The organism is Nocardia sp. XZ_19_369, assembly GCF_015355715.1.
Taxonomy (GTDB): domain Bacteria; phylum Actinomycetota; class Actinomycetes; order Mycobacteriales; family Mycobacteriaceae; genus Nocardia.
In genome coordinates this window covers 649,370-669,782 of sequence record NZ_JACVED010000005.1, presented here as the reverse complement: position 1 = coordinate 669,782, position 20,413 = coordinate 649,370, and the positions used below count along the sequence as shown (strand labels likewise).

Annotated in this window: 20 protein-coding genes; 8 read left to right on the top strand and 12 right to left on the bottom strand. The window is 67.3% G+C overall.

The annotated features are described in order from the left end of the window. Window positions 1–105: 105 nt before the first annotated feature. Window positions 106–3,054, bottom strand: coding sequence for an AMP-binding protein (locus IBX18_RS22050; RefSeq protein ID WP_373889217.1), 2,949 nt, complete (start codon window positions 3,052–3,054; stop codon window positions 106–108). 681 nt (window positions 3,055–3,735) lie between these two features. Between IBX18_RS22050 and IBX18_RS22045 the strand changes: the two genes are divergently transcribed. Both IBX18_RS22045 and idi read left to right on the top strand, forming a co-directional pair. Continuing rightward, window positions 3,736–3,903: a hypothetical protein gene (locus IBX18_RS22045; RefSeq protein WP_194835424.1), complete on the top strand. Its 168-nt coding sequence runs from the start codon at window positions 3,736–3,738 to the stop codon at window positions 3,901–3,903. Then, the gene (gene idi, locus IBX18_RS22040) at window positions 3,900–4,463 is read left to right on the top strand and encodes an isopentenyl-diphosphate Delta-isomerase (RefSeq protein ID WP_306796351.1); all 564 of its coding nucleotides are present in this window, start codon (window positions 3,900–3,902) and stop codon (window positions 4,461–4,463) included. Before IBX18_RS22045 ends, idi begins: the two co-directional genes overlap by 4 nt. On the opposite strand, the gene IBX18_RS22035 is transcribed toward idi, so the two are convergent. Continuing rightward, window positions 4,450–4,968, bottom strand: coding sequence for a hypothetical protein (locus IBX18_RS22035; RefSeq protein ID WP_194835423.1), 519 nt, complete (start codon window positions 4,966–4,968; stop codon window positions 4,450–4,452). The genes idi and IBX18_RS22035 overlap by 14 nt on opposite strands. Window positions 4,969–5,257: 289 nt before the next feature. Here IBX18_RS22035 and IBX18_RS22030 point away from each other — a divergent pair, with 289 nt between their 5' ends. Beyond that, window positions 5,258–5,608 (top strand): hypothetical protein, encoded by a 351-nt coding sequence (locus IBX18_RS22030; protein ID WP_194835422.1) that lies wholly within the window; start codon window positions 5,258–5,260, stop codon window positions 5,606–5,608. Between the two features lie 8 nt (window positions 5,609–5,616). On the opposite strand, the gene IBX18_RS22025 is transcribed toward IBX18_RS22030, so the two are convergent. From IBX18_RS22025 to IBX18_RS22015, 3 genes are all read right to left on the bottom strand, one after another. Beyond that, window positions 5,617–6,345, bottom strand: a complete 729-nt coding sequence (locus tag IBX18_RS22025; protein WP_194835421.1) for an aspartate/glutamate racemase family protein — start codon at window positions 6,343–6,345, stop codon at window positions 5,617–5,619. Then, window positions 6,345–7,838: an NCS1 family nucleobase:cation symporter-1 gene (locus tag IBX18_RS22020; RefSeq protein ID WP_194835420.1), complete on the bottom strand. Its 1,494-nt coding sequence runs from the start codon at window positions 7,836–7,838 to the stop codon at window positions 6,345–6,347. The genes IBX18_RS22025 and IBX18_RS22020 overlap by 1 nt, the downstream gene beginning before the upstream one ends. An 86-nt stretch (window positions 7,839–7,924) precedes the next feature. Beyond that, on the bottom strand, window positions 7,925–8,647 hold the full coding sequence (locus IBX18_RS22015) for a GntR family transcriptional regulator (RefSeq protein ID WP_194835419.1): 723 nt from the start codon (window positions 8,645–8,647) through the stop codon (window positions 7,925–7,927). A 168-nt stretch (window positions 8,648–8,815) separates the two neighbouring features. Between IBX18_RS22015 and IBX18_RS22010 the strand changes: the two genes are divergently transcribed. Together IBX18_RS22010 and ilvA are read left to right on the top strand one after the other, a co-directional pair. After that, complete coding sequence (locus IBX18_RS22010) at window positions 8,816–9,985, top strand: serine hydrolase domain-containing protein (RefSeq protein ID WP_194835418.1); 1,170 nt, start codon at window positions 8,816–8,818, stop codon at window positions 9,983–9,985. A 70-nt stretch (window positions 9,986–10,055) separates the two neighbouring features. Next, a complete protein-coding gene (gene ilvA, locus IBX18_RS22005) occupies window positions 10,056–11,285 on the top strand; it encodes a threonine ammonia-lyase (protein WP_194835417.1) in 1,230 nt (409 codons plus the stop codon). A 130-nt stretch (window positions 11,286–11,415) separates the two neighbouring features. Here the strand turns inward: ilvA and IBX18_RS22000 are convergent, their stop codons facing one another. The 3 genes from IBX18_RS22000 to IBX18_RS21990 are packed head-to-tail and all read right to left on the bottom strand — an operon-like array spanning window position 11,416 to window position 14,316. Continuing rightward, window positions 11,416–12,390, bottom strand: coding sequence for an ABC transporter substrate-binding protein (locus IBX18_RS22000; protein ID WP_194835416.1), 975 nt, complete (start codon window positions 12,388–12,390; stop codon window positions 11,416–11,418). A gap of 38 nt (window positions 12,391–12,428) precedes the next feature. Then, complete coding sequence (locus IBX18_RS21995; RefSeq protein ID WP_194835415.1) at window positions 12,429–13,472, bottom strand: ABC transporter permease; 1,044 nt, start codon at window positions 13,470–13,472, stop codon at window positions 12,429–12,431. Between the two features lie 37 nt (window positions 13,473–13,509). Next, window positions 13,510–14,316, bottom strand: a complete 807-nt coding sequence (locus tag IBX18_RS21990; protein WP_228541464.1) for an ATP-binding cassette domain-containing protein — start codon at window positions 14,314–14,316, stop codon at window positions 13,510–13,512. A gap of 415 nt (window positions 14,317–14,731) precedes the next feature. Between IBX18_RS21990 and IBX18_RS21985 the strand changes: the two genes are divergently transcribed. Next, window positions 14,732–15,292 carry a Uma2 family endonuclease gene (locus tag IBX18_RS21985; RefSeq protein ID WP_194835414.1) on the top strand — a complete coding sequence of 187 codons (561 nt, stop codon included), beginning with the start codon at window positions 14,732–14,734 and terminating at the stop codon, window positions 15,290–15,292. 83 nt (window positions 15,293–15,375) lie between these two features. On the opposite strand, the gene IBX18_RS21980 is transcribed toward IBX18_RS21985, so the two are convergent. Beyond that, the gene (locus IBX18_RS21980; RefSeq protein WP_194835413.1) at window positions 15,376–15,699 is read right to left on the bottom strand and encodes a multidrug efflux SMR transporter; all 324 of its coding nucleotides are present in this window, start codon (window positions 15,697–15,699) and stop codon (window positions 15,376–15,378) included. Between the two features lie 123 nt (window positions 15,700–15,822). Between IBX18_RS21980 and IBX18_RS21975 the strand changes: the two genes are divergently transcribed. After that, a complete protein-coding gene (locus IBX18_RS21975; RefSeq protein WP_194835412.1) occupies window positions 15,823–16,479 on the top strand; it encodes a hypothetical protein in 657 nt (218 codons plus the stop codon). A 61-nt stretch (window positions 16,480–16,540) separates the two neighbouring features. Here the strand turns inward: IBX18_RS21975 and argH are convergent, their stop codons facing one another. After that, window positions 16,541–17,962, bottom strand: coding sequence for an argininosuccinate lyase (gene argH / locus IBX18_RS21970; protein WP_194835411.1), 1,422 nt, complete (start codon window positions 17,960–17,962; stop codon window positions 16,541–16,543). Window positions 17,963–18,106: 144 nt separating this feature from the next. Further along, window positions 18,107–19,309, bottom strand: coding sequence for an argininosuccinate synthase (locus IBX18_RS21965; protein WP_194835410.1), 1,203 nt, complete (start codon window positions 19,307–19,309; stop codon window positions 18,107–18,109). Window positions 19,310–19,565: 256 nt separating this feature from the next. On the opposite strand from IBX18_RS21965, the gene IBX18_RS21960 reads away from it, so the two are divergent. After that, the gene (locus tag IBX18_RS21960) at window positions 19,566–19,730 is read left to right on the top strand and encodes a hypothetical protein (protein WP_194835409.1); all 165 of its coding nucleotides are present in this window, start codon (window positions 19,566–19,568) and stop codon (window positions 19,728–19,730) included. A gap of 5 nt (window positions 19,731–19,735) precedes the next feature. Here the strand turns inward: IBX18_RS21960 and IBX18_RS21955 are convergent, their stop codons facing one another. Continuing rightward, window positions 19,736–20,251, bottom strand: coding sequence for an arginine repressor (locus tag IBX18_RS21955; protein WP_147130005.1), 516 nt, complete (start codon window positions 20,249–20,251; stop codon window positions 19,736–19,738). Window positions 20,252–20,413: the final 162 nt, after the last annotated feature.

The window sequence follows — 20,413 nt, the reverse complement described above, 5'->3', positions numbered from 1 at the left end:
AGCAACGTCAGCGCTGGATGCTACGGCGCGGGCGCTCGGCGCGCGCGACCGGGTCGAGCCGCCGCACCCGGTGAATGCGGCGGCTCGACAACTGGATTCGTCGTCTCAGCTGTCGCCGAGGATGGTGGGCGCGTCGTCCTCGGTGAGAATTTCGTAGGCGTCGGAGGCTCGGTTGTACCACCAGGTGTCGGGGCCCGGCTGCGGACGACCCGCCGCCTGCACCGCCCGGGTGGACGGACGATAGGAGGAGCTACGCGGAATCTCCTCCACCACGTAAACCAGGTCGGGGCGCTGGGCCGGGTCGAGCGCGCGCAGCGCCTCGGTCACGTCCTTGGGCTCCAACCGGAAACCCTTGCGCACGCTGATCGCGGCGACGGCAATGCAGTGCTCACCCACCCCGCCGGCTCCGCCGTCTGCCGTCCCCAGGCGCTCACCGACCTCCAGGCCGTACGCGACCTCCATGTCGACCGCGGTGATGTCATTGAGGACATCGACGATCGGCTGCCCGAACACCGGTCCCCGCGGTGTGCGGATCACGGTGTCCTTGCGGTCGATCAGCCAGTAGTCGCCGTCGCTGTCGCGGCGGAACAGGTTCTCCGTCGGCATCCACGAGTCGCCGGGCGCGAACACCCCGCGCAAACCGCCCGCCGAGATGTCCACCCCGTCGGACGCCTTGCCGAGCAGCAGCCCGACCTCGTTGTCCACGCAGCGCCGGGCGTAACCGGAATCGTCGACCAGGATCTGCTCGGTGATCGGGTCGTAGCCGACCAGCTCCACCCTGGCGGTGCCCGGCACCGGCCTGCCCTTGCAGCCGCGCTTGACGCCCTTCACGTTGGCCAGCACCACGTCGCCCTCGATGGAGGCGTAGAACTCCAGCACCCTGGCCGGATCGAACTGCTCGGTGGTGCGCCGCCACAGGCCCGCGGGCATACCTGAGCCGATGAACAGCCGGATCGGGTGCCGGTGCCCGACCGGGAACACCTCGGCGTCGAGGATGTCGCGCAGCATCGTCCAGGTGTAGGTGACCACGGTGACGCCGTAGCGGTGCACCTCCTCGGCGAACTGCGCCGGATCCAGCGAACGCGCCAGCGCGATCCGGCTGCCGCCCGCGATCGCGCCGCCGAGACTCACCAGCAGGCCGGATGAATGATGCAGCGGTGCAAGGCAATACACCGTGTCCCTGCGGTTCAGGTCGGCGGTGGTCGCGGTACCGAAGGCGGACAACGCCCAGCGGTGGTTGGTGATGTATTTGGTTTCCAGCCGGTCACCGGTGCCGGTGACGAGCACGAACGCCAGCTCGCGCGCCAAGCCGGGATCGGGCCGGTACCAGGCCGGCAGTTTCACCTGAGCCGGATCGATCTGCTCGAGGTCGATCACCTGATCGCTCAACGGAATATCGAGCCGACGCGTGTCGCCGCCGCCGAGCACCAGTACCCGCGCGCCGACGGTCGAGGCGTGCCGCAGGTTCTCCGGATCCGTGACCACCGTGTCGACACCGGTGATCTCGAGCGCGCGGGCGAGCTCGCTGCCCGGGGCGAGCAGCACCGCCACCGCGCCGAGCCGGGACAGCGCGGCGACCGTGGCCAGCGCGCTCGGCCGGGTCTCCATGATGACGCCGACGCGCATCGCGGGCCGGATGCCGACCGAGATGAGCCCGCGCACCACATTGTCGATGCGGACATTGACCGCGGCGTTGGTGTGCACCCGATCCTCGAACAGGAACAGGTCTTTCAGTGGTGCGCGCCTGCCCTGTTCGGCGATCAACCGGCCCAGCGAAATACGCGTGTGCGGCTGAATCATGCCGAGCCGGGTCAGTCGCGGCAGCGCCCGTGCGGCCTCACCGGCCAGCTCGACCGAACCGCGAACGGTGTTGCTGGCAATGCCTTCCAGCGCTTTGCCGACGCCCGCGCCCGCTTCGGCCAGGGTCGCGGCGGTGTGCACCACGCGGGTAGCCGCCGACCGCGGCCGGTTGCTGTCGACGTGCTCGGCCATCGGGTGGATCTCCGGCGGCAGCGGCTTGTCGCGTTCGAGCCAGTCGACCCACTGGCGCACCAGCGGCCAGGTGTGGTTGGTCGCCGTGCTGCCCGCCACCAGGCCGAAATGCCCGGCGACCAGGGTCGCCTCGTACACCTCCGCGTTCGGCGCGGCCCGCACGATGCCGCGCACCGCGGCGGGCTGACCGATGTCGTCGACCTCGCCGACGAACGCAAGGATCGGGCACTTCAACTCGGCGAGGGAGACCGGCTGATCGCGAATCACGAAGCCGCCCAGCATCAATCGGTTGTGCGCGACGAACTGCTTGAGCAGATCCGCGGCGGCCGGACCCGCGTAGCCGACCCAGCCGTCGCTGTTGAGGAACCGGCGCTGACGCTCCTTGGGCAGCAACGCCTCCCGGTCGTGCAACTGCCGCAGGAAGTCGAACCTGGCCTTGGCGGTCTTCATCGGGTCGAGCAGCTGAAAGCCGATGCGCACCATGGAGTCGGTGATCGGCAGCCGGGTGACCACGTGATCGGCCAGGAAGTCGGCGACCTCGGACACCATCCCGTAGGGCAGGCCGAACGGCATGCCCGCGACCACGTCGACCGGGCTGCCGAACGTCACGATGCTCTGCACGCCCTTGCCGAACCGGTAGGCGGCGACCTGGTAGGCGAACATGCCGCCCTGCGAATAGCCCATCAGGTGCACGGCGCTGCCGGTCGCCTCGGTCACCGCGTCGATCGCGCTGCTGACCGCGAGGACATGGTCGGCGAGGTCACGCTGCCAGCCGCCCTCTTCGCTGGCGGGCGAGCCGAAATCGACGACCCAGCAATCGATTCCGCCGCGCTGCAGGATGCCGACGGCGCCGTCTTCGACGTTCACGTCCCAGATGTCGGCGTTCACCATGAGCGGCGGCACGAGCAGCGCGACCGGACGGCCCGGGGTGGGGTCGTCGGGGAAGTAGTGCCGCAGCCGGTACATCCGCCTTCTCTCGACCACCTCGAACGGGGACGACTCGACGTCATGGGTCAACCCACCGAAACGGATGACCTCCAGGCCGTTCTGCGCGGTTGCCATCAACCGCTGCGCCGATCCGACCAAATCCTTCGCACTGAACTTCAAGATCGCTCCTGGCCCTACCCTAGAACGTTGACCCTCATCATTCGCGTACCCGACCGAAGGGATAGCCCGCCGGCCCCCGGCAAGTACGCCGATGTGTTTGGAAGAGAGCTTCCCACACCGTGTGTCCATTATGTGTCCGCTGTGACACGATCCATGCACGTTGGCCGGGGTCAGCGCCCGATTTCGCACAGATTTCCGACGCCGCGATCGAACTCGAATCAGCGGCGGAATGCCGAGTCCGCGGAATTTCGGGTCACCGTCGAGCAGCCACATGGCGTCGCCACCGCGCAAAATAGTTATCCGGCAGCGAGCTGTCCGCTGTTCTGCGATTCCGGGCCGAAAGTTATGTCCCGGCTATTCGATCGGCGGCATGTCGTAACCATCCGCTCCGGCATCTCGTCGTTTCGCTGCACGTGACCCGCCACCCGTCCTACCATCGGTGCCAGCTCCGAACATGCTGTCGCGTAGACTATTTCGCCGGGTTCTGCGGGGACTTCTCCCGCGTCGTTTTGTGCAGAAGTAACTGATGCCGAATAACCATCGACCTTTGTCGAGGTCCGGTCGGTCTCACCTGTCGACCGCCGCGTGGACCGCCGGAAAACAGACACTGCCGCTTTGAGAGAGGGTGTATCCGACATGACCGTTCTCGAGCACGTGACCGACCTCACCGCAACCACCGTCCCGCACGGGCCGCTGCGCCCGAAAGCCGAGCTGGCGCGGCGTGCCGAGCAACCGTTCCGGACCGTGGACCAGGAGGGTTGCCGCAGCTACCCGCTGATCGCCGCCGATAAGGTGGAGAGGTGACCGAGACACTGGAGCACCCGATCACCGACCGCGAAGCCCTGCCCGTCGAGCTCGTCGACGACGCCGGACACGCGATCGGCACGTGCCCGGTGTCGCAGGCCCATCAGGCGCCCGGACAGCTGCATCGCGCGTTCTCGGTGCTGCTGTTCGACGACACCGGACGCGTACTGTTGCAGCAGCGGGCCGCGGTGAAAACACGCTTCCCGTCGCAGTGGGCCAACACCTGCTGCGGCCATCCCGCGCCCGGCGAACCCGTCGCGGCGGCGGCCGCGGTCCGCCTCGCCGAGGAGATGGGGCTCGCCACGACCCTGGCCGAGGTCGGTGTGTACCGCTACCACGCTGCGGACGCGACGACCGGGCGCGTCGAGTTCGAATGGGACCACGTGCTGGTCGGGCTGCTCAGTGCCGGTTCGCCGCACCCGGATCCGGACGAGGTCGCCGACTACGCCTGGATCCAGCCGGAGGCGCTGCGCGACGCGATGGCCGACGATCCGGACGCTTACACGCCGTGGCTGGCCGGAGTGCTCCAGGTAGCCGAACGGGCTCTCACAGAGCGGTAGTCGCGCTGAGCCGGCCGACACCGGTGCGCACACCGGGTCCGAGGCAGTCGCCGATCATCGCCGGGGTCATCATCTCGTAGTCGGCGGTGATCTGGACGCGACTGCCCTGCCCGAGCCCGTCGACGACGTCCAGCGTTCCGGTCGTCGGCTGCTGCATGGTCACCGACCAGGGTCCCGACAGCCTGCTCGTCGCGCCGTTGGACCAGAGGACATCGACGGTGATCGGGCCGTCGGCCGGGCGCAGACAGTCGGCGGTGGCGATGTGGGTGCCGGTGAAGGTGCCGCCGGTGATGCCCTCGGGTCCGCCCGTGCAGTCGCGGAGCACGCCGACGGAGGTGAAGGTGAGCACGTGCGGGGTCATGTCGATCGCGCCGTCCACCGCGGTCCAGCGGAAGTCGCCGTTCGCGCACCGGCCCGACGGCGGTAGCGCGGACGCGGGCGGGATTTCCAAGGGGATGAGCAATACGGCGGACAGCGTTGCTGTGCTGGCGATTTTCCCGAGCATCGACACCTTTTCTCGCGGAAGGTTTCCGAACGACCGATGCGCCGGCGTCGGAATGCGGACGTGCAGGTCGAGCAGGATGAGAATCCCATTCCGTCCTTGCTGTTTTGTTCCGACACGCTCAGGACCGGAGATCCCGCAATCGAGGCGACCACATATTTAGATGCGCATATCTACGTAAGACAATGTGGAGCAAACACTGAGAAAAATCAAAGGAAGGGCACAGGCTATGACCAGGTCCGCCTTGCATTGTGGGAGACGTCAGAGGTTCTCTCCCGACGTGAGGTGCGCGATGGTCGAAATCGAGGTCACGGGTACGACCGTGACGATCCAGGTGGTCGGCGGACATCAGGTACTCGCCCTGCGCGAGCACATCACCTTCGATCTAGCGAACATCACCGCGGCCACCTTGGCCGAGGTCGATCGCCGCCCGCCGTGGGTGCGCGCACCCGGCACCTTCTTCCCCGGCGTGATCGCCGCGGGGACGTTCCGCGGCAAGGGTCGTAAAGAGTTCTGGGACACCAGGTTCGACGGACGAGCACTGCGCATCGAGCTCTCCGGTGCCGACTTCACCAGGGTCGTCGTCGATGTCGACGATCCGGATGCCGTGCTGCAGACGCTGCACACCGCTGTCGCCGCGTGAGTTCTCGCCTATAGGCCGAACGAACGCAGCGGCCCCGAATACGGCTTGGGCGGCGGCGCCGCGAACTCTCCCCTACCCGACTTGCGCAGTCCGAGGGTGATCAGCGACTGCACGGTCAGCGTCGCCGCCGCCACCCCATCGATCACCGGTACCCCGATCTCGGCGCGGATGTGCGCGCACAGGTCCGCCATGCCCGCGCAGCCGAGCACGATCGCGTCGGAACCGTCCGCGTCCACCGCCGTTCGGCAGGCCTCGGTGACGATCTTGCGGGCGTCCGGGTCCGTGGCCAGCGCGAGCACCGGGAGCTCGCAGGCGTGGATGCCGCGGCAGAACCGTTGCCGCCCATACCGTTCCACCAGGTCGGCCGCGCGGCCGATGGTGCGGTGCAATGTCGTGACGACGCTGAACCCACGACCCAGGTGACTGGCCGCCTGCATGCCTGCCTCGGCGATGCCGATCACGGGGCCGCGGGCCAGTTCCCGCGCAGCGTCCAAACCCGGATCGCCGAAGCAGGCGATCACATAGCCGTCGACGCCCGCTTCCTCGCCACGTCTGATGGCGGCGAGAAGGCCTGGGACGCTGAGGGCTTCGTCATAGTGACTCTCGATCGAGGCGGGCCCCATCTCGGCGGTCACCGCATCGAGGAGGGTGCCGGGACCGGCGACGGCCCTGGCACATTCCTCGATGGTGTCGGTCATCGCCCGCGTCGTGTTCGGGTTGATCAAGCGGATCCGCATCAGGCGGGCACTCCGTGTACCGCCCACGGTGTTCTGGTGGCGACCACGTAGTACACCGCGAAGCCGAGGCCGCAGCCGATGAACCAGCTGTACTGCGCCGCCGTGTACATGCCGGGAATGTCCTTGGCCAGCACCGGGATCACCGCGACCAGCGCGCCGACCGCCGTCGCGAGCACGGCCGCAGGGTTGTATCCCTTGCTATACCAATAACTTCCGGCTTTCGACATGGTGAACAGGTCGTCGACCACCACGTGCTGTTTACGCACCAGGTAGTAGTCGGCGATGAGCACGCCGAACAGCGGGCCGATGAACGCGCCGAGCACCTCGAGGGTGTAGTGGATCACCTCGGGGTTGTTGTACAGATTCCACGGCGTGATCAGCACCGAGCCGACCGCGGCGATCATGCCGCCCGCGCGCCAGCTGATCCGCTGGGGGTCCACGTGCGAGAAGTCGAAGGCCGGGGAGATGAAGTTCGCCACGATATTGATGCCGATGGTGGCGACCGTGAAGGTCAACGCGCCCAGCACGATCGCGAAGGTGCTGTCGATGCGCGCGACCGTCGCCACCGGATCGGTGATCAGTTCGCCGTAGACCGGGACCGTCAGCGAGGCCGTGATCACCACCAGCAGCGAGAAGAGCAGGAAGTTGACCGGCAGGCCGAGCAGGTTGCCGCGGCGCACGGCGGCGAAAGTCTTTCCGTAGCGGGAGAAGTCGCCGAAGTTCAGCATCGGGCCGGAGAAGTAGGACACCACCAGCGCGATCGCGCCGAGCATTACCGGCACCGCGTCCCAGCCGGTGTACTTCACGTCGCCGAGGTTCAGATCGATGGCGCCCCAACCGGCTTTCGCGATCAGGTAGCCGCAGAGCAGGAACATCACCACGTAGACCGCGGGCCCGCAGAAGTCGATGAACTTGCGGATGGCTTCCATGCCGCGCCAGAACACGCACGCCTGCACGACCCACAGCAGGAGGTAACTGCCCCAGCCGAGGAGCGAAAGCCCCAGGAAGCCATAGTCATCGGCCACCGCGTACGGGGCGAGCCCCGGAAAGAGTTTCACCAGAACGACATCCAGCGCCGCGGAGGCAAGGAAGGTCTGGATCCCGTACCAGGCCACCGCGATCAAGCCTCGGATGATGGCCGGGATGTTCGCCCCGAGCACCCCGAAGGCGCTGCGGCACATGACTGGATACGGCACGCCGGTCACCTGGCTCGGCTTCGCCACCAGGTTGCAGAAGAAGTAGATGATGGTGATGCCGATCAGCAAGGCCGCCAACACCTGCCAGCTGGCCAGGCCCAGCGCGAACAGACTGCCCGCGGTGACATAGCCGCCGACGCTGTGCACGTCCGACATCCAGAAGGCGAAGAAGTTGTACGAGCCCCAAGTCTGCGTGCGTAACGGCGCGAGATCGGCGTTGGTGAGGCGTGGATCGTAGGCCGCAGCGACGGTGTGCGCCGGCGGCGCGATGCTCGGTGCCACAATTGTTTCGGTCATGGTTCTGCCCGTCCGGGAGGTGGAACTGTGCTCGAAACGACGGTATGGATGCGGCATTGCCCGACCATTGCCACGTTATTTCCCGGCTATTGCGCGGCCGATATATCTTCCGGCGCGAGCAACCCGGTATCCGTCGGCAATGTCGCGATGACGGTTTCCAACCTGCGGTGATGACGTTCGGCGGTGAGCAGCAGGCGATCCACGTCACGCGCGAGAAACGCGTCCATCATCAGTGCGTGGTCGGTGTGCAGGCGCACCCGGTCGCCGCGGCCGATGTGCACCATGGACTGCACCGGCTCGGTCACGTTCCAGGCCGACTCCAGCATGTGCAGCAGCCGGAACAGGCGCGACGGCCTGGTCAGCGCGACGTGGAAGTCGCGGGAACGACGGTGGTAGGCGGCCGGATCGTCGTCCCGGATCGCCTGTTCGAGCAGCGCGTTCACCGCGATCAGTTCCGCGCGGTCCGCGGCGCTCGCGTTGATCGCGGCCGCGGCCAGTGCGGCGTTCTCCAAGGTCTCCCGGACGATGTACATCTCGCGCAGCTCGGCGGCGGTCAGCTGGGCCACCACGTAACCGCCGTGCGGTTCATGGGTGACCAGCCCCTCCCCGATCAGCGTCTTCAACGCCTCACGGACCGGGATGTGGCTCACGCCGAACAGTACGGCCACCTCGCGCAGCGGTATGACGGTGCACGGCGGCACCGCACCGTCGAGGATTACCCGGCGCAGTTCGCCGAGGATGACTTGCGGTCGGCCGGGGGTGTCGACAACCAACCTCGCGAGTAGCGCCGAACGTCGTCTCGGGGGCATGCGGACACGCTAGGCCAGGCGTGTTGCGATCGAGGTCGGCTGTGTGACGCTCAGGAAACGTTCACCGAACCGACCGGTCGCGGGCTAGGCCTTGCGTCGGGGGTGTGCGTGCGGCTGCGGCGGCTCGTGCAATTCTGGAATGCGGACACGTACTACAGAGAGTTTCCGATGACGGTTTCGGCAGCACAGTTCGTAGATCGCCGGTTCGCGACCCTGGTCGCCGAGTTCGACCGGCTGTTCCGGCGACCCCTCGACGGTGGTGGGGCGCTCGCGGTCTATCTGCACGGCGAGCCGGTGGTCGACGTCTGGGCCGGCTACGCGCGGCCGGAGGTGCCGTGGGCGCACGACACCGTGGCCATGGCGTATTCGACCGGCAAAGGTGTGGCCAGTACGGTGCTGCACCGGCTCGCCGAGCGCGGCGAGCTCGGCTACGACGAGCCGGTCGCGACGTACTGGCCCGACTTCGGTGCCGCGGGCAAGGAGCGCATCACGGTGCGCGAATTGCTCAGCCACCGAGCAGGTTTGCATCGGTTGCGTGGGCTGCTGCCCGGTTCGTTCGATCGGTTCTTCGATGACGCGGCGGTGACGGCGGCCTTGGCCGCCGCGGCGCCGGACCCGCGCCACCTCGTCACCAGCGGCTATCACGGAATCACCTTCGGGCACTTGGTCGCCGAGCTGGTGCGGCAGGTCACCGGTAAGAAGTTCGCCGATGTACTGCGCACCGAGATCGCCGAACCGCTTGCCGCCGAAGAACTCTGGTTCGGGGTGCCGCAGGCGCAGCGCGAGCGGGTCGCGACGAACTTTCCCCGGCTGACCGTCGCCGGCATGAGTTGGGAGAACAGCTCCCGGCTGCTCGGCCGGACCAGGTTCTCGGCCGCGATGGACACCACACCGAAGGGCTTCGCCGACCTGGTTGCCGATCCGCGCCTGCATGATTCGGTGATGCCCGGCGTAAACGGCGTGTTCTCCGCCCGCGCGCTGGCCCGGCTCTACGGTGCTCTCGCCAACGGTGGCGAGCTCGACGGATTCCAGCTGCTCCGCCCCGACACCATCGCCGAGGTCAGTCGCCGTCAGATCTTTACCCCCGATTACGTTCTCGCCCTACGGATCCCGTGGGCGCTCGGCTATCACGGCGTGCCCATGCGTCCCTCCAAGGCGGATCCGATCTCCGCCTTCGGGCATTTCGGCCTCGGTGGCTCCGGCGCCTTCGCCGACCCCGCCACCCGCATGTCGCTAGGGTTCGTCACCAACCGTCTCGGCGGGCGCCTCACACCCCTGGGCGACGCTCGGTTAGCTCGCCTCGGCGCGCTCGCGCACAACCTCGCCAAGGCGGCCTGACCGCAGGTCCGGGTGCCTGCGGTGTGGCGTCGGCCGGAATCGTCGGACGTATTGCGGGCAGGATGGCAGCATGGGCGCCATGGAGTTGGTCGGTATGGAGCGAATCACGGCGGCGGCGGAATTACTGGCGCCGGTGATTCGGAAAACGCCCATCGTCGCTTCCCGGGTGCTGTCCGAGCGTGCGGGCACCGAAGTGTGGCTGAAGTGCGAGAACCTGCAGCGGACCGGGTCGTTCAAGCCGCGCGGCGCCTATAACCGGATTGCTAATCTGCCCGCCGAGGACCGGGCGCGCGGCGTGGTCGCCGCGAGTGCCGGCAACCACGCGCAGGGCGTGGCCTGGGCGGCGACCTCGCTGAATATCACCTCGACCGTTTTCATGCCGGTCGGTGCCTCGCTGCCGAAGCTGGCGGCCACCAAGGCCTACGGTGCCGAGGTGCGGCAGGTGGGTGAGACCATCGAAGACGCGTTGGACGCCGCCATCGAGTTCGCCGAGCGTACCGGTGCGACGCTGATCCATCCGTTCGACCACCCCGACGTCGTGGCCGGGCAGGCGACGGTGGCGCTGGAAATCCTGGAACAGATCCCCGACGTCGGCACCGTGCTCGTGCCGACCGGTGGCGGCGGACTGATCGCGGGCATCGCGGTGGCGCTGCACCATCTGGCCCCGCAGGTGCGGGTGATCGGGGTGCAGGCGAAAGAGGCGGCCGCCTGGCCGGGTTCGCTGGCGGCGGGCAAACCGGTGCGGGTCGGGAAGATGTCGACGATGGCCGACGGTATCGCCGTCGGGCAGCCGGGTCAGGTGCCGTTCGTCCATGTGGCCGAACACGTCTCGGCCATGGTGACCGTCGACGAGGATTCGCTGTCCAAGGCGCTGCTGCTGTGCCTGGAACGAGCCAAACTGATCGTCGAGCCCGCGGGGGCGGCGGCGGTTGCTGCCCTGATGAGTTGTGCCGCAGCGGATCTCGAACTGAAGGGTCCGGTGTGCGCGATCCTCTCGGGTGGCAATATCGATCCGCTGCTGCTGACCCGGCTGATCGGCCACGGCTTGAGCGCGGCGGGCCGCTATCTCGCTGTCCGCGTGACGATCTCGGATCAACCAGGCGGTTTGAGCGCACTGCTCGCCGTGGTCGGCAAAACCGGTGCCAGCGTCGTCGACGTGTGGCACGCCCGGACCGGAACCTGGCTGGCGCTAGATGAGGTCGAGGTCTCCCTCACTCTGGAAACCCGCGGACCCAACCACCGCGAAGATGTTCTCAACGCCCTGACCAACGCCGGTTACTCGGTCCGCGCGGCGGACTAGCGGCGGCGGCAACGCCGAGTAGATGCGCCACCAGGTCCGCACGAAGGCGGGCCAAACGCCAGTGCGCGCCACCTGGATTTGTGTGCCGACCGGGCGCTCGATCGCACCCGGTCGGCCCCTCATCCGGGTGTCAGCACTTGCGCTTGTAGAAGTACTTCGAGTTGGCGTCCGTGTCGGCCTGGGTGATGGCGATCATGTCGGTCTCGATCTTTCGGGTTACCGGCTTGCCTTCGATCGCCGCGGCGGCCTGGTCGACGCCCTTGGCGCCGATGCCGGCCGGGTCCTGGGCGATAAGTGCTTGCACGGTACCGGCTTTCAGGTCTTCGACCTGTTTGGGGCTGGCGTCGAAGCCGACCAGCTTCACCTGGCCGAGCTTGTTCGCGTTACGCAGGCCGGTCGCCGCGCCCTCGGCCGAGCTGAGGTTGGTGGCGAAGATTCCGGCGAGGTCGGGGTGCGCGGCCAGCGTCGCGGTGACGATCGAAGCCGCCTGGGCCGCTTCGTTGTTGTTGTATTGCACGCCGAGCGAGGTGATGCCGGGGAAGCTCTTGATCGCGTCCTCGAAGCCCTGCGCCCGCGCGTCGGTGGTGGACGTGCCCGCCTTGGTGTTGATCACCAGCACCGGCCCCTTGTCCCCCACCAGCTTGGCCAGGGTCCGCGCGGCGAGCGCGCCACCCTTCTTGTTGTCCGACGAAATCGACGACAACGCAACGGAAGTGTCGTCGAGGGCGGTGTCCACCTCGACAATCTTGATGCCCGAGTCCTTGGCCTGCTTGATCGGATTGGCCATCGCGGTGGCGTGCGTCGGCGCGATCAGGATGCCGCCTGGCTTGTTCGCCATCACGCCGGTCAGCACCGGCGTCTGCGATCCCGCGTCGAACTTCGTCGGCGCCTGGGTGTCGAGCTGGTAGCCGAGCTTGGTGGCCTGTTCCTGTGCGCCGCACTGCATCGAGATGTAGAACGGCTCGTCCGCGACGCCCGGAATCAGCACCAGCTTCTTGCTGTCGGTGCCGCCCGAATCGCCCACCTGCCCACTACAGGACACCAGCAGCGCGCCGACCGACACCATCGCGCCGATCATCACCGCCGTCCGCTTCGCCACCCTCATTCGGCTACCTCCGCCATCTTGTTTGTCACTGTCGACTCCTATTTCCGATCGCGGGCGCGGCGGCGCAGCTGGTCGAACCAGACCGCCGCGACGAGCACCACACTCACCGCGATCGGCTGCCAGAACACCGGCACCTGCGCGATGACGAACCCCTTCTTCAGCACCGACGGAATGAACACGCCGATCACGGTGCCGACGACCGAGCCGACACCACCGAAAAGGCTGGTGCCACCGATCACCACGCCGGCGATGGCATCCAGGTTGTCGGTGGTGTGCCCGCCGATGGTGGTGGTGCCGAAGTAGGCCAGGTTCATGAAACCCGCCAGGCCAGCGAGCACGCCGGTGAGCAGATACACCAGCACCAGATGCCGGGTGACCGCGATGCCGGAACGCCGGGCGGCCTCCTCGTTGGAGCCGATGGCGTAGGTGTAGCGGCCGAAGCGGGTGGTGTGCAGCACCCACGCGGCGACCACGGTGACCACGGTGGCGACCAGCACCAGATTGGGGATGCCGCCGAATGTGGTGCCGAAACCCAGTGTGTTACGCAGCTTTTCGGGCACCGTCCGTGTATCGACGCCGCCGGTGATCAGCTGGGCCGCGCCGAGGGCGGCACCGAACGAACCGAGCGTGACGATCAGCGGCGGAATCTTGGCCTTGGCCACCAGTAGTCCGTTGATCAGGCCCCAAATACCGCCGCCCACAACGGAAAGCAGGAAGCCGATACCGATGATGCCCCAGCCCGCGCCGGTCGCATCTTGGTCGGGACTCAGCGCTTCCATCGATTTGGCGCCGATCACGCCGGCGAAGATCAGCACCATGCCGACGGACAGATCGATGCCGGAGGTGATGATCACGAACGTCATGCCCACCGAAAGCACCAGCAGCACCGAGGTTTCGATCAGCAGGGTCTGAAAGGTGAAGCGGGTGGGGAACGCATCGGGCCGCACGACGCTGAACACGATGCACAGCGCGACCAGCACGACGCCGATCCAGACCGTGCTCGCGCCGAGGAGTCGCTGCAGGACAGTGCGTTCGGGTAACTCGGGGCCGCCGTTGCCGTCGACCGTCTTGACCTCGGTCATGCCCGCACCTCGCTCTGCTCCGGCATTGCTGGCGTGCTCATGCCGCGCCCTCCTGTGACAGCGCGCCGGTCATGGCGCCGACCAACTGTTCGAGGGTGGCCTCGGCCGCGGTGAACCGAGCCACCCGCCGGCCGAGCCGAAGCACCTCGATGCGGTCCGCGACGGCCAGCACCTCCGGCATGTTGTGGCTGATCAGCACCACCGCGATGCCCTCGTCGCGGACCCGGCGGATCACGTCGAGCACCCGCTCGCGCTGCACCACGCCGAGCGCGGCGGTCGGCTCGTCCATGAACACCACCTTGCTCGCCCACATCACCGCCCTGGCCACCGCGACGCTCTGCCGCTGGCCGCCCGACAGCGAGCCGATCGGCACGTCCGCGCTCTGCAGGGTGACGCCGAGACGCCGAAAGTGTTCTACCGCTTGGGCTCTCATCGCGGTCCGATCCAGCATGCCGAGCTTGCCCGCCAAGCCCTTGCGCACCAGTTCGCGGCCGAGGAAGAGGTTCGCGGCCGGGTCCAGGTCGGGGGCCACCGCGAGGTCCTGATACACCGTCTCCACGCCGAGTTTGCGTGCCGCCGTGGGCGTATTCAGCACCACCTGCTTGCCGTCGAGCAAAATCCGGCCGGAATCCGGCTGTTCGGCGCCGGAAAGGCATTTCACCAGAGTCGATTTACCCGCACCGTTGTCGCCGATCAAGGCGACCACTTCCCCCGCGCTCACCTGAAAGTTCGCGCCGCGCAACGCCTCCACCCCGCCGTAGCGCTTCACCAGTCCCTCGGCCCGCAGCGCGACGGCGGATTCGCCGGTCGGTTCGGCCTGTTTCGCGGCATCGTCCGAGGTCATCGGCCACATCCGTGCACGCACAGCTGAGCAAACGTCCAATCCATCGCCCGATGCTACGTTCGGGCTGAGGTCTCATGGGACGTATTCGGCAAAATGCGGGAGGCGCAACGCAATCCGGGTATTTAGGGTGAGAAAACAATGCACTGAACGTCCTCGGTGGCGGCTCGGCGAGTAGTGGATCTCCAGCACCCAGTTTCAGCACTGAAAGTCGCGGAGTTTTGCGGGAACCATTGGGCTGCGTCGCACGTCAAAGGAAATGCACAACGATCCCGTCGTCGAGTAGAAGGAGTTGCAGAGTGGAACGTAGCAGCCCGCGATCGAACCTCGGCTCCACATGAGCCCGCCGACCGCAGCGCGACACCTGCTGTTGGACGACCAGCAGACCGAACTCGCGCCACCTAGTTATCCTGGGGATATGAGCAGCATGGACGCCGATGTGACCCTCGCGGAGTTCGAGGTGCTGGAGCGCGCATCGTCCGAGGAAGTCGACGTCGAGCTGATCAATGGAAGGATTTACGTGGTTCCGGCGCCCGATGGCCAACACGACGCTTACGCGGTGCGTATCGGTGTCCAGATTCAATCTCACCATCCGAACCTGCACCTGTTTCACGAGCGCGGGCTGAAGATCCCCGCCTACCGCGAGGGGCGAGCGCGCGTCGACGGCGCCGTCGCGACGCTCGACTACCTCGAGGACCAGCCCTCCTGGGCCGATCCGGCCGGTGTCGTAATGGTCGTCGAGATTACCTCGGGCCGGGACCGAGACGCAGACGTGGACCGCTTCGAGAAGCGCGATGCCTACGCTCAGGCATCGATCCCGACCTATCTACTGGTCGATCGCCACCGGGCAGAAGTCACGGTCTATTGGGAGCCGGCGGACGGCACGTATCTACACACTGCTTCGGCACAGTTCGGTGCCCCGTTGACGTTGCCCGCCCCGCTCGATTTCGACTTGGATACCAGTAAGTTCCGTCGGTAGAACGATGTGCGGCTGTGTCGAGCGTCGTGCTCGGCACACCCACTCAGTGTGCGTCGTAGAACGTCGAACTCGGCGCAGCCGTCTCAGTGCGCGCCGCCGAGTTCCAGGGCGAGTACACCGATGATCACCAGAGCGATGCCGCCCACCTGGATCAGGGTCAGACGCTCGTCCAAAAACAGGACGCCGATGAGGGCGATGGCGGCTACGCCGACGGCGGACCAGATGCCGTAGGCAACGCCGATCTGCATGCCGCGCTTGAGGGCTTGGGAGAGGAACCAGAAGGCGCTGGCGTAGCCGATGACGACGATGATCGACGGGATGACCTTGCTGAATCCGTCGGAGAGTTTCAGCGAAACGGTTGCGGTCACCTCGGACGCGATGGCAATGGCGAGAAACAGCAGGGTCATGGCGGCAGCGTAACGAGTGCCGGAGAATGACGGGGCAGCGCGCTGTGGGTGGTGCGGTGGCCGGGGGGAACTCGGCGAGGGTGGGATGCGGCGGCGTCCGGCGACGAGGATGTAAGGATCGGGATGGATGTGGTGATGCTCGTCGGCGCGGCGGGGGCGTCGGTGGTTGTCGCGTTGATCGTGTTGCTCGTTGTCGCGGTCCAGCGGTCGATGCGTGCCGAGCGGGCGCGCAAGACTCAGCTGTGGGAATGGTCGCGGGCGCACGGGTGGTCGTATACCGAGCGTGCCCGCGCGGAGTGGACGACGCGGCTACCCGGCCGAAATCCGCGCGGCCTCGGCGTGGTGATGACCGGGCATCTCGGCGGCCGGTGGGTGACCGTGGCGGACTACAAGCACGAGACGTCGTCCTCGGACGGCAGTTCGACAACGCACCACTACATCGTCATCGTCGTACGCCTGGATCAGCCGCACCTGCCGGTCAGCGTGCTGTCCCGGGGCTCGCTCTCGCAACTGGGCCGCAGCCTGTTCGGCGATAAACCGACCGCCACCGGCAATCCGACGTTCGACTACCGGTACCGCGTGATCGCACCCGATCCGCACTACGCCCGCAGGTTGATCGGCCCTCAGTTGATCACCGCGCACCTCTACAACGCGGTCCCGCATTGGAGCCTCGCCGGCCAAGACCTGCTCACCTATCACAAGGGTCAGCTACGGCACCCCAAGGCGATCCCCGCCCTGGCCGCTCCCCTACTCCACGTTGCGGAACTACTTCCCCCGTGAGTGGCACACCATCGCGAGGTCTACTCGACGTTTGCCACCACCATGTGCCACTCGCCGAGGCTCAGCCCAACCAGCTGCGGAGCTGGGTTGTGGTACCGGCGATTTCGTCGAGTTGGCGGGCGACCTGGGTGCCCGCGGTGCCGCCGCGAGCGTTGCGGGAGGCGATGGAACCCTGGACGGTGAGGACCTCGCGGACATTCGGCGTGAGGGCGGGGTCGATGGCGGCGAATTCCTCGTCGGTGAGTTCGGCCAGGCCGACACCGCGGGATTCGGCGACCCGGACACAGGCGCCGGCCGCCTCGTGTGCGACCCGGAACGGAACACCCTGCCGGACCAGCCATTCGGCGATATCGGTGGCGAGAGTGAAACCGGCGGGGGCGAGTTCGGCCATCCGGTCGGTGTGGAAGGTGAGCGTCGAGACCAGGCCGGCGATGGCGGGCAGCAGCAGTTCGAGTTGCGCGACCGAGTCGAACAGGGGTTCCTTGTCCTCCTGCAGGTCTCGGTTGTAGGCCAGCGGCTGCGCCTTCAGGGTGGCCAGCAGCCCGGTGAGGTTGCCGATCAGCCTGCCCGCCTTGCCACGGGTGAGTTCGGAGACGTCCGGGTTCTTCTTCTGCGGCATGATCGACGAGCCGGTGGACCAGGCATCGGCGAGGGTGATGTAGCCGAATTCCGGTGTGCTCCAGAGGATTACCTCTTCGGCCATCCTGCTGAGGTCGACGCCGATCATGGCGAGCACGAACGCAGCCTCGGCGGCGAAGTCCCGCGAGGAGGTGGCGTCGATCGAATTGGCGGCGGACCCGTCGAAATCCAGTTCGGCGGCGATCGCCTCGGGATCGAGGCCGAGCGACGAACCGGCCAGCGCGCCGGAACCGTACGGCGACACCGCCGCCCGCTTGTCGAAGTCACGCAGCCGATCGATGTCGCGCAGCAGCGGATGCGCGTGCGCGAGCAGGTGATGGGCGAGCAACACCGGTTGCGCGGCCTGCAGGTGCGTCTTGCCCGGCATCACCGCGTCGGGATGCGCGGTCGCCTGCGCCACCAGCGCGTCGACCACGTCGAGCACACCGGCCGCGACCCGGCGCACACCGTCGCGCAACCACATCCGGAACAGCGTGGCCACCTGATCATTCCGCGACCGCCCCGCACGCAGCCGGCCGCCGAGCTCGGCGCCGACCCGCTCGATCAGCCCACGCTCCAGCGCACCGTGCACGTCCTCATCGGACTCGGCGGGACCGAACGCTCCCGAATCCACGTCGGCGGCAAGCTGTTCCAGCCCGGTGAGCATCCCGGCGAGATCGCTCTCCGACAGCAGCCCGGCCTTGTGCAGCACCCGCGCATGCGCCTTCGAAGCGCGAAAGTCGTACGGCGCCAGGACCCAATCGAACTGCGTCGACTTGCTCAGGGCCGCCATCGCCTCGGCCGGTCCGGACGCGAAACGCCCGCCCCAGAGCGCACCGGTGTTCGTGCTGCCGCTCTGCGTCATGGTGTCCTGTCTCCTCGGGTTGCGGTCATCAGTGGGTGATGTCTGTGCCGTGCCGCCGAACTCGCACACCGACCGGCCGCACCTCGCGCCACCTGCCTGCGGACGGGCCGAGAGCTGCTCGGCCCGCCACTTCAGCGCACGCGCTTACTTCTGGTTCAGATCCCGACGTGCCGCGACCTTCGAGGACAGCCCGTGGATCTGTACGAAACCCTTGGCCAGCGACTGGTCGAAGGTGTCGCCCTCGTCGTAGGTGGCAAGGTTGAAGTCGTAGAGGGACTGCTCGGAGCGGCGACCGTTGACAACCGCGTTGCCGCCGTGCAGCACCATCCGGATGTCGCCGGAGACGTGCTCCTGGGTTTCGCCGACGAACGCGTCCAGCGCGCGCTTGAGCGGGGAGAACCACAGGCCGTCGTAGACCAGCTCGCCCCAGCGCTGCTCGACCTGCCGCTTGTACCGGCCGAGTTCACGCTCGACGGTGACGGCCTCGAGCTCCTGGTGCGCGGTGATCAGCGCGATGGCGCCGGGCGCCTCGTAGATTTCCCGGCTCTTGATGCCGACGAGCCGGTCCTCGACCATGTCGAGGCGGCCGACGCCCTGCCGTCCGGCGCGGTGGTTCAGCTCGACGATGGCTTCCAGCACGCTCACCGGGCGGCCGTCGATGGCGACCGGGACACCCTTCTCGAAGGTGATGATGAGCTCGTCGGGGGCCTCGAAGTTGACCGTCGCGTCGGCGGTGTAGTCGTAGACGTCCTTGGTCGGCGCGTTCCAGAGGTCCTCGAGGAAGCCGGTTTCCACCGCACGACCCCAGACGTTCTGGTCGATGGAGAACGGGGACTTCTTGGTGACGTTGATCGGCAGCGCGTTCTCCTCGGCGAAGGCGATGGCCTTCTCCCGGGTCCACGCGTAGTCCCGGACCGGGGCGATCACGTTCAGGTCCGGCGCGAGCGCGCCGATGCCGACCTCGAAACGCACCTGGTCGTTGCCCTTGCCGGTGCAGCCGTGCGCGACGGTGGTCGCGCCGTGGAACTTGGCCGCCTCGACGAGGTGCTTGACGATGAGCGGCCGGCTGATCGCGGAGACCAGCGGGTAGCGGCCCATGTACATGGCGTTGGCCTGGATGGTCGGCAGGCAGTAGTCGTTGGCGAACTCGTCGCGCGCGTCCACCACGATGGCCTCGACCGCGCCGCAGTCCAGCGCTCGCTGGCGCACCACGTTCATGTCCTCGCCGCCCTGGCCGAGGTCGATGGCCACGGCCACCACCTCGGAACCGGTCTCCTTGGCGATCCAGCTGATCGCCACGGAGGTGTCCAGCCCACCTGAGTAGGCGAGTACGACGCGTTCGGACATGGTCTGTGTGCTCCTCGGTTTCGATGCTTGTGTTCGAAGTACGGACCGGCTTCCCGCCACAGCGGCCCGCACGTCCTACAAATGATTATGCACGATGATGCAAGCCCATTCACAACGGGGGTCCGGGAACCGCTCCCGCGGCCCCGGATCGTTCGCGAAAGTCACTGCCCATCAAGCGAATTACGTCCTTGGCGTGCCGTTCTCCGGTGTGCGACCCTGGAAACGGAATCGTCGGGCGGGTAGAAGGACGGACGTCATGAACGCACTGCTCCACCTCGTCGCGGGAGAGTTCAGCACCCTCGGCCACGGTGTCCTGGACGTCGGCCGCGCGGTCGTCGACCTCATTCAAGACATCATCGACGTGGCAACGCCGGACCATCGCACACCGCGTGGTGGCGGCGGGCAATACCCGTTCTCCTGACTGCGTCAGGCGATCTCCTCGATCTTCGCGGCCAGTTCGGCGCCGGTCAGCGGCTCGCGGGCGATGACGGCGATGGTGTCGTCGCCTGCGATGGTGCCGACGATATAAGGCAGCGCGGCGCGGTCGAGTGCGCTGGCCAGGTAGTGCGCGGCACCGGGCGGGGTGCGTAGAACCGCGATATTGCCGCTGTGATCGGTGGAGACCAGCAGGTCGCCGAGGAGCTTCGCGAGACGATCGGTGCCGCCGATGACGCCACGGATGGGATTGCCGTCCTCGGGAACGACGTAGACGCCGGCGCCACCGTCGGCGGCGCGCAGCTTCACCGCGCCGAGCTCGTCCAGGTCACGCGAGAGCGTTGCCTGCGTGGTCTCGATGCCCTCGGCGGCCAGCAGGGCCGCCAGTTCGGTCTGGCTGCGCACCGCGTGTGCGGTCAGCAGTTCGACAATGCGCGACTGGCGTCCGGCACGAGTGCGGGCGATTTCTGGTCCGGCCTTGCCCTGCTCCGGATGTGCGACGCTCACGACTGCACCTCGTCAACGCGCGCCATACCCGCGGACGCTGCGCGCCCCGTTCGCTTACTCACGACCGCACCTCGCCAACGCGCAACCGTCATGCCCACAGCCGCTGCGCCCATCGTTCGTTCGCTCACGACTGCACCTCGCCGATGCGCGCAACCGCCACAG

What these genes read in the sequence shown, in the direction of transcription:
- IBX18_RS21990 (WP_228541464.1), bottom strand. Translation starts at nt 14,316, where the DNA reads ATGACCTCGGACGATGCCGCGAAACAGGCCGAACCGACCGGCGAATCC.
- IBX18_RS22015 (WP_194835419.1), bottom strand. Translation starts at nt 8,647, where the DNA reads ATGCCCCCGAGACGACGTTCGGCGCTACTCGCGAGGTTGGTTGTCGAC.
- IBX18_RS21985 (WP_194835414.1), top strand. Translation starts at nt 14,732, where the DNA reads ATGAGCAGCATGGACGCCGATGTGACCCTCGCGGAGTTCGAGGTGCTG.
- IBX18_RS21975 (WP_194835412.1), top strand. Translation starts at nt 15,823, where the DNA reads ATGGATGTGGTGATGCTCGTCGGCGCGGCGGGGGCGTCGGTGGTTGTC.
- IBX18_RS22045 (WP_194835424.1), top strand. Translation starts at nt 3,736, where the DNA reads ATGACCGTTCTCGAGCACGTGACCGACCTCACCGCAACCACCGTCCCG.
- IBX18_RS22010 (WP_194835418.1), top strand. Translation starts at nt 8,816, where the DNA reads ATGACGGTTTCGGCAGCACAGTTCGTAGATCGCCGGTTCGCGACCCTG.
- IBX18_RS21965 (WP_194835410.1), bottom strand. Translation starts at nt 19,309, where the DNA reads ATGTCCGAACGCGTCGTACTCGCCTACTCAGGTGGGCTGGACACCTCC.
- IBX18_RS21980 (WP_194835413.1), bottom strand. Translation starts at nt 15,699, where the DNA reads ATGACCCTGCTGTTTCTCGCCATTGCCATCGCGTCCGAGGTGACCGCA.
- ilvA (WP_194835417.1), top strand. Translation starts at nt 10,056, where the DNA reads ATGGGCGCCATGGAGTTGGTCGGTATGGAGCGAATCACGGCGGCGGCG.
- IBX18_RS22035 (WP_194835423.1), bottom strand. Translation starts at nt 4,968, where the DNA reads ATGCTCGGGAAAATCGCCAGCACAGCAACGCTGTCCGCCGTATTGCTC.
- IBX18_RS22025 (WP_194835421.1), bottom strand. Translation starts at nt 6,345, where the DNA reads ATGCGGATCCGCTTGATCAACCCGAACACGACGCGGGCGATGACCGAC.
- IBX18_RS22050 (WP_373889217.1), bottom strand. Translation starts at nt 3,054, where the DNA reads ATGGCAACCGCGCAGAACGGCCTGGAGGTCATCCGTTTCGGTGGGTTG.
- IBX18_RS22020 (WP_194835420.1), bottom strand. Translation starts at nt 7,838, where the DNA reads ATGACCGAAACAATTGTGGCACCGAGCATCGCGCCGCCGGCGCACACC.
- IBX18_RS22000 (WP_194835416.1), bottom strand. Translation starts at nt 12,390, where the DNA reads ATGAGGGTGGCGAAGCGGACGGCGGTGATGATCGGCGCGATGGTGTCG.
- argH (WP_194835411.1), bottom strand. Translation starts at nt 17,962, where the DNA reads ATGACGCAGAGCGGCAGCACGAACACCGGTGCGCTCTGGGGCGGGCGT.
- IBX18_RS21960 (WP_194835409.1), top strand. Translation starts at nt 19,566, where the DNA reads ATGAACGCACTGCTCCACCTCGTCGCGGGAGAGTTCAGCACCCTCGGC.
- IBX18_RS22030 (WP_194835422.1), top strand. Translation starts at nt 5,258, where the DNA reads ATGGTCGAAATCGAGGTCACGGGTACGACCGTGACGATCCAGGTGGTC.
- IBX18_RS21995 (WP_194835415.1), bottom strand. Translation starts at nt 13,472, where the DNA reads ATGACCGAGGTCAAGACGGTCGACGGCAACGGCGGCCCCGAGTTACCC.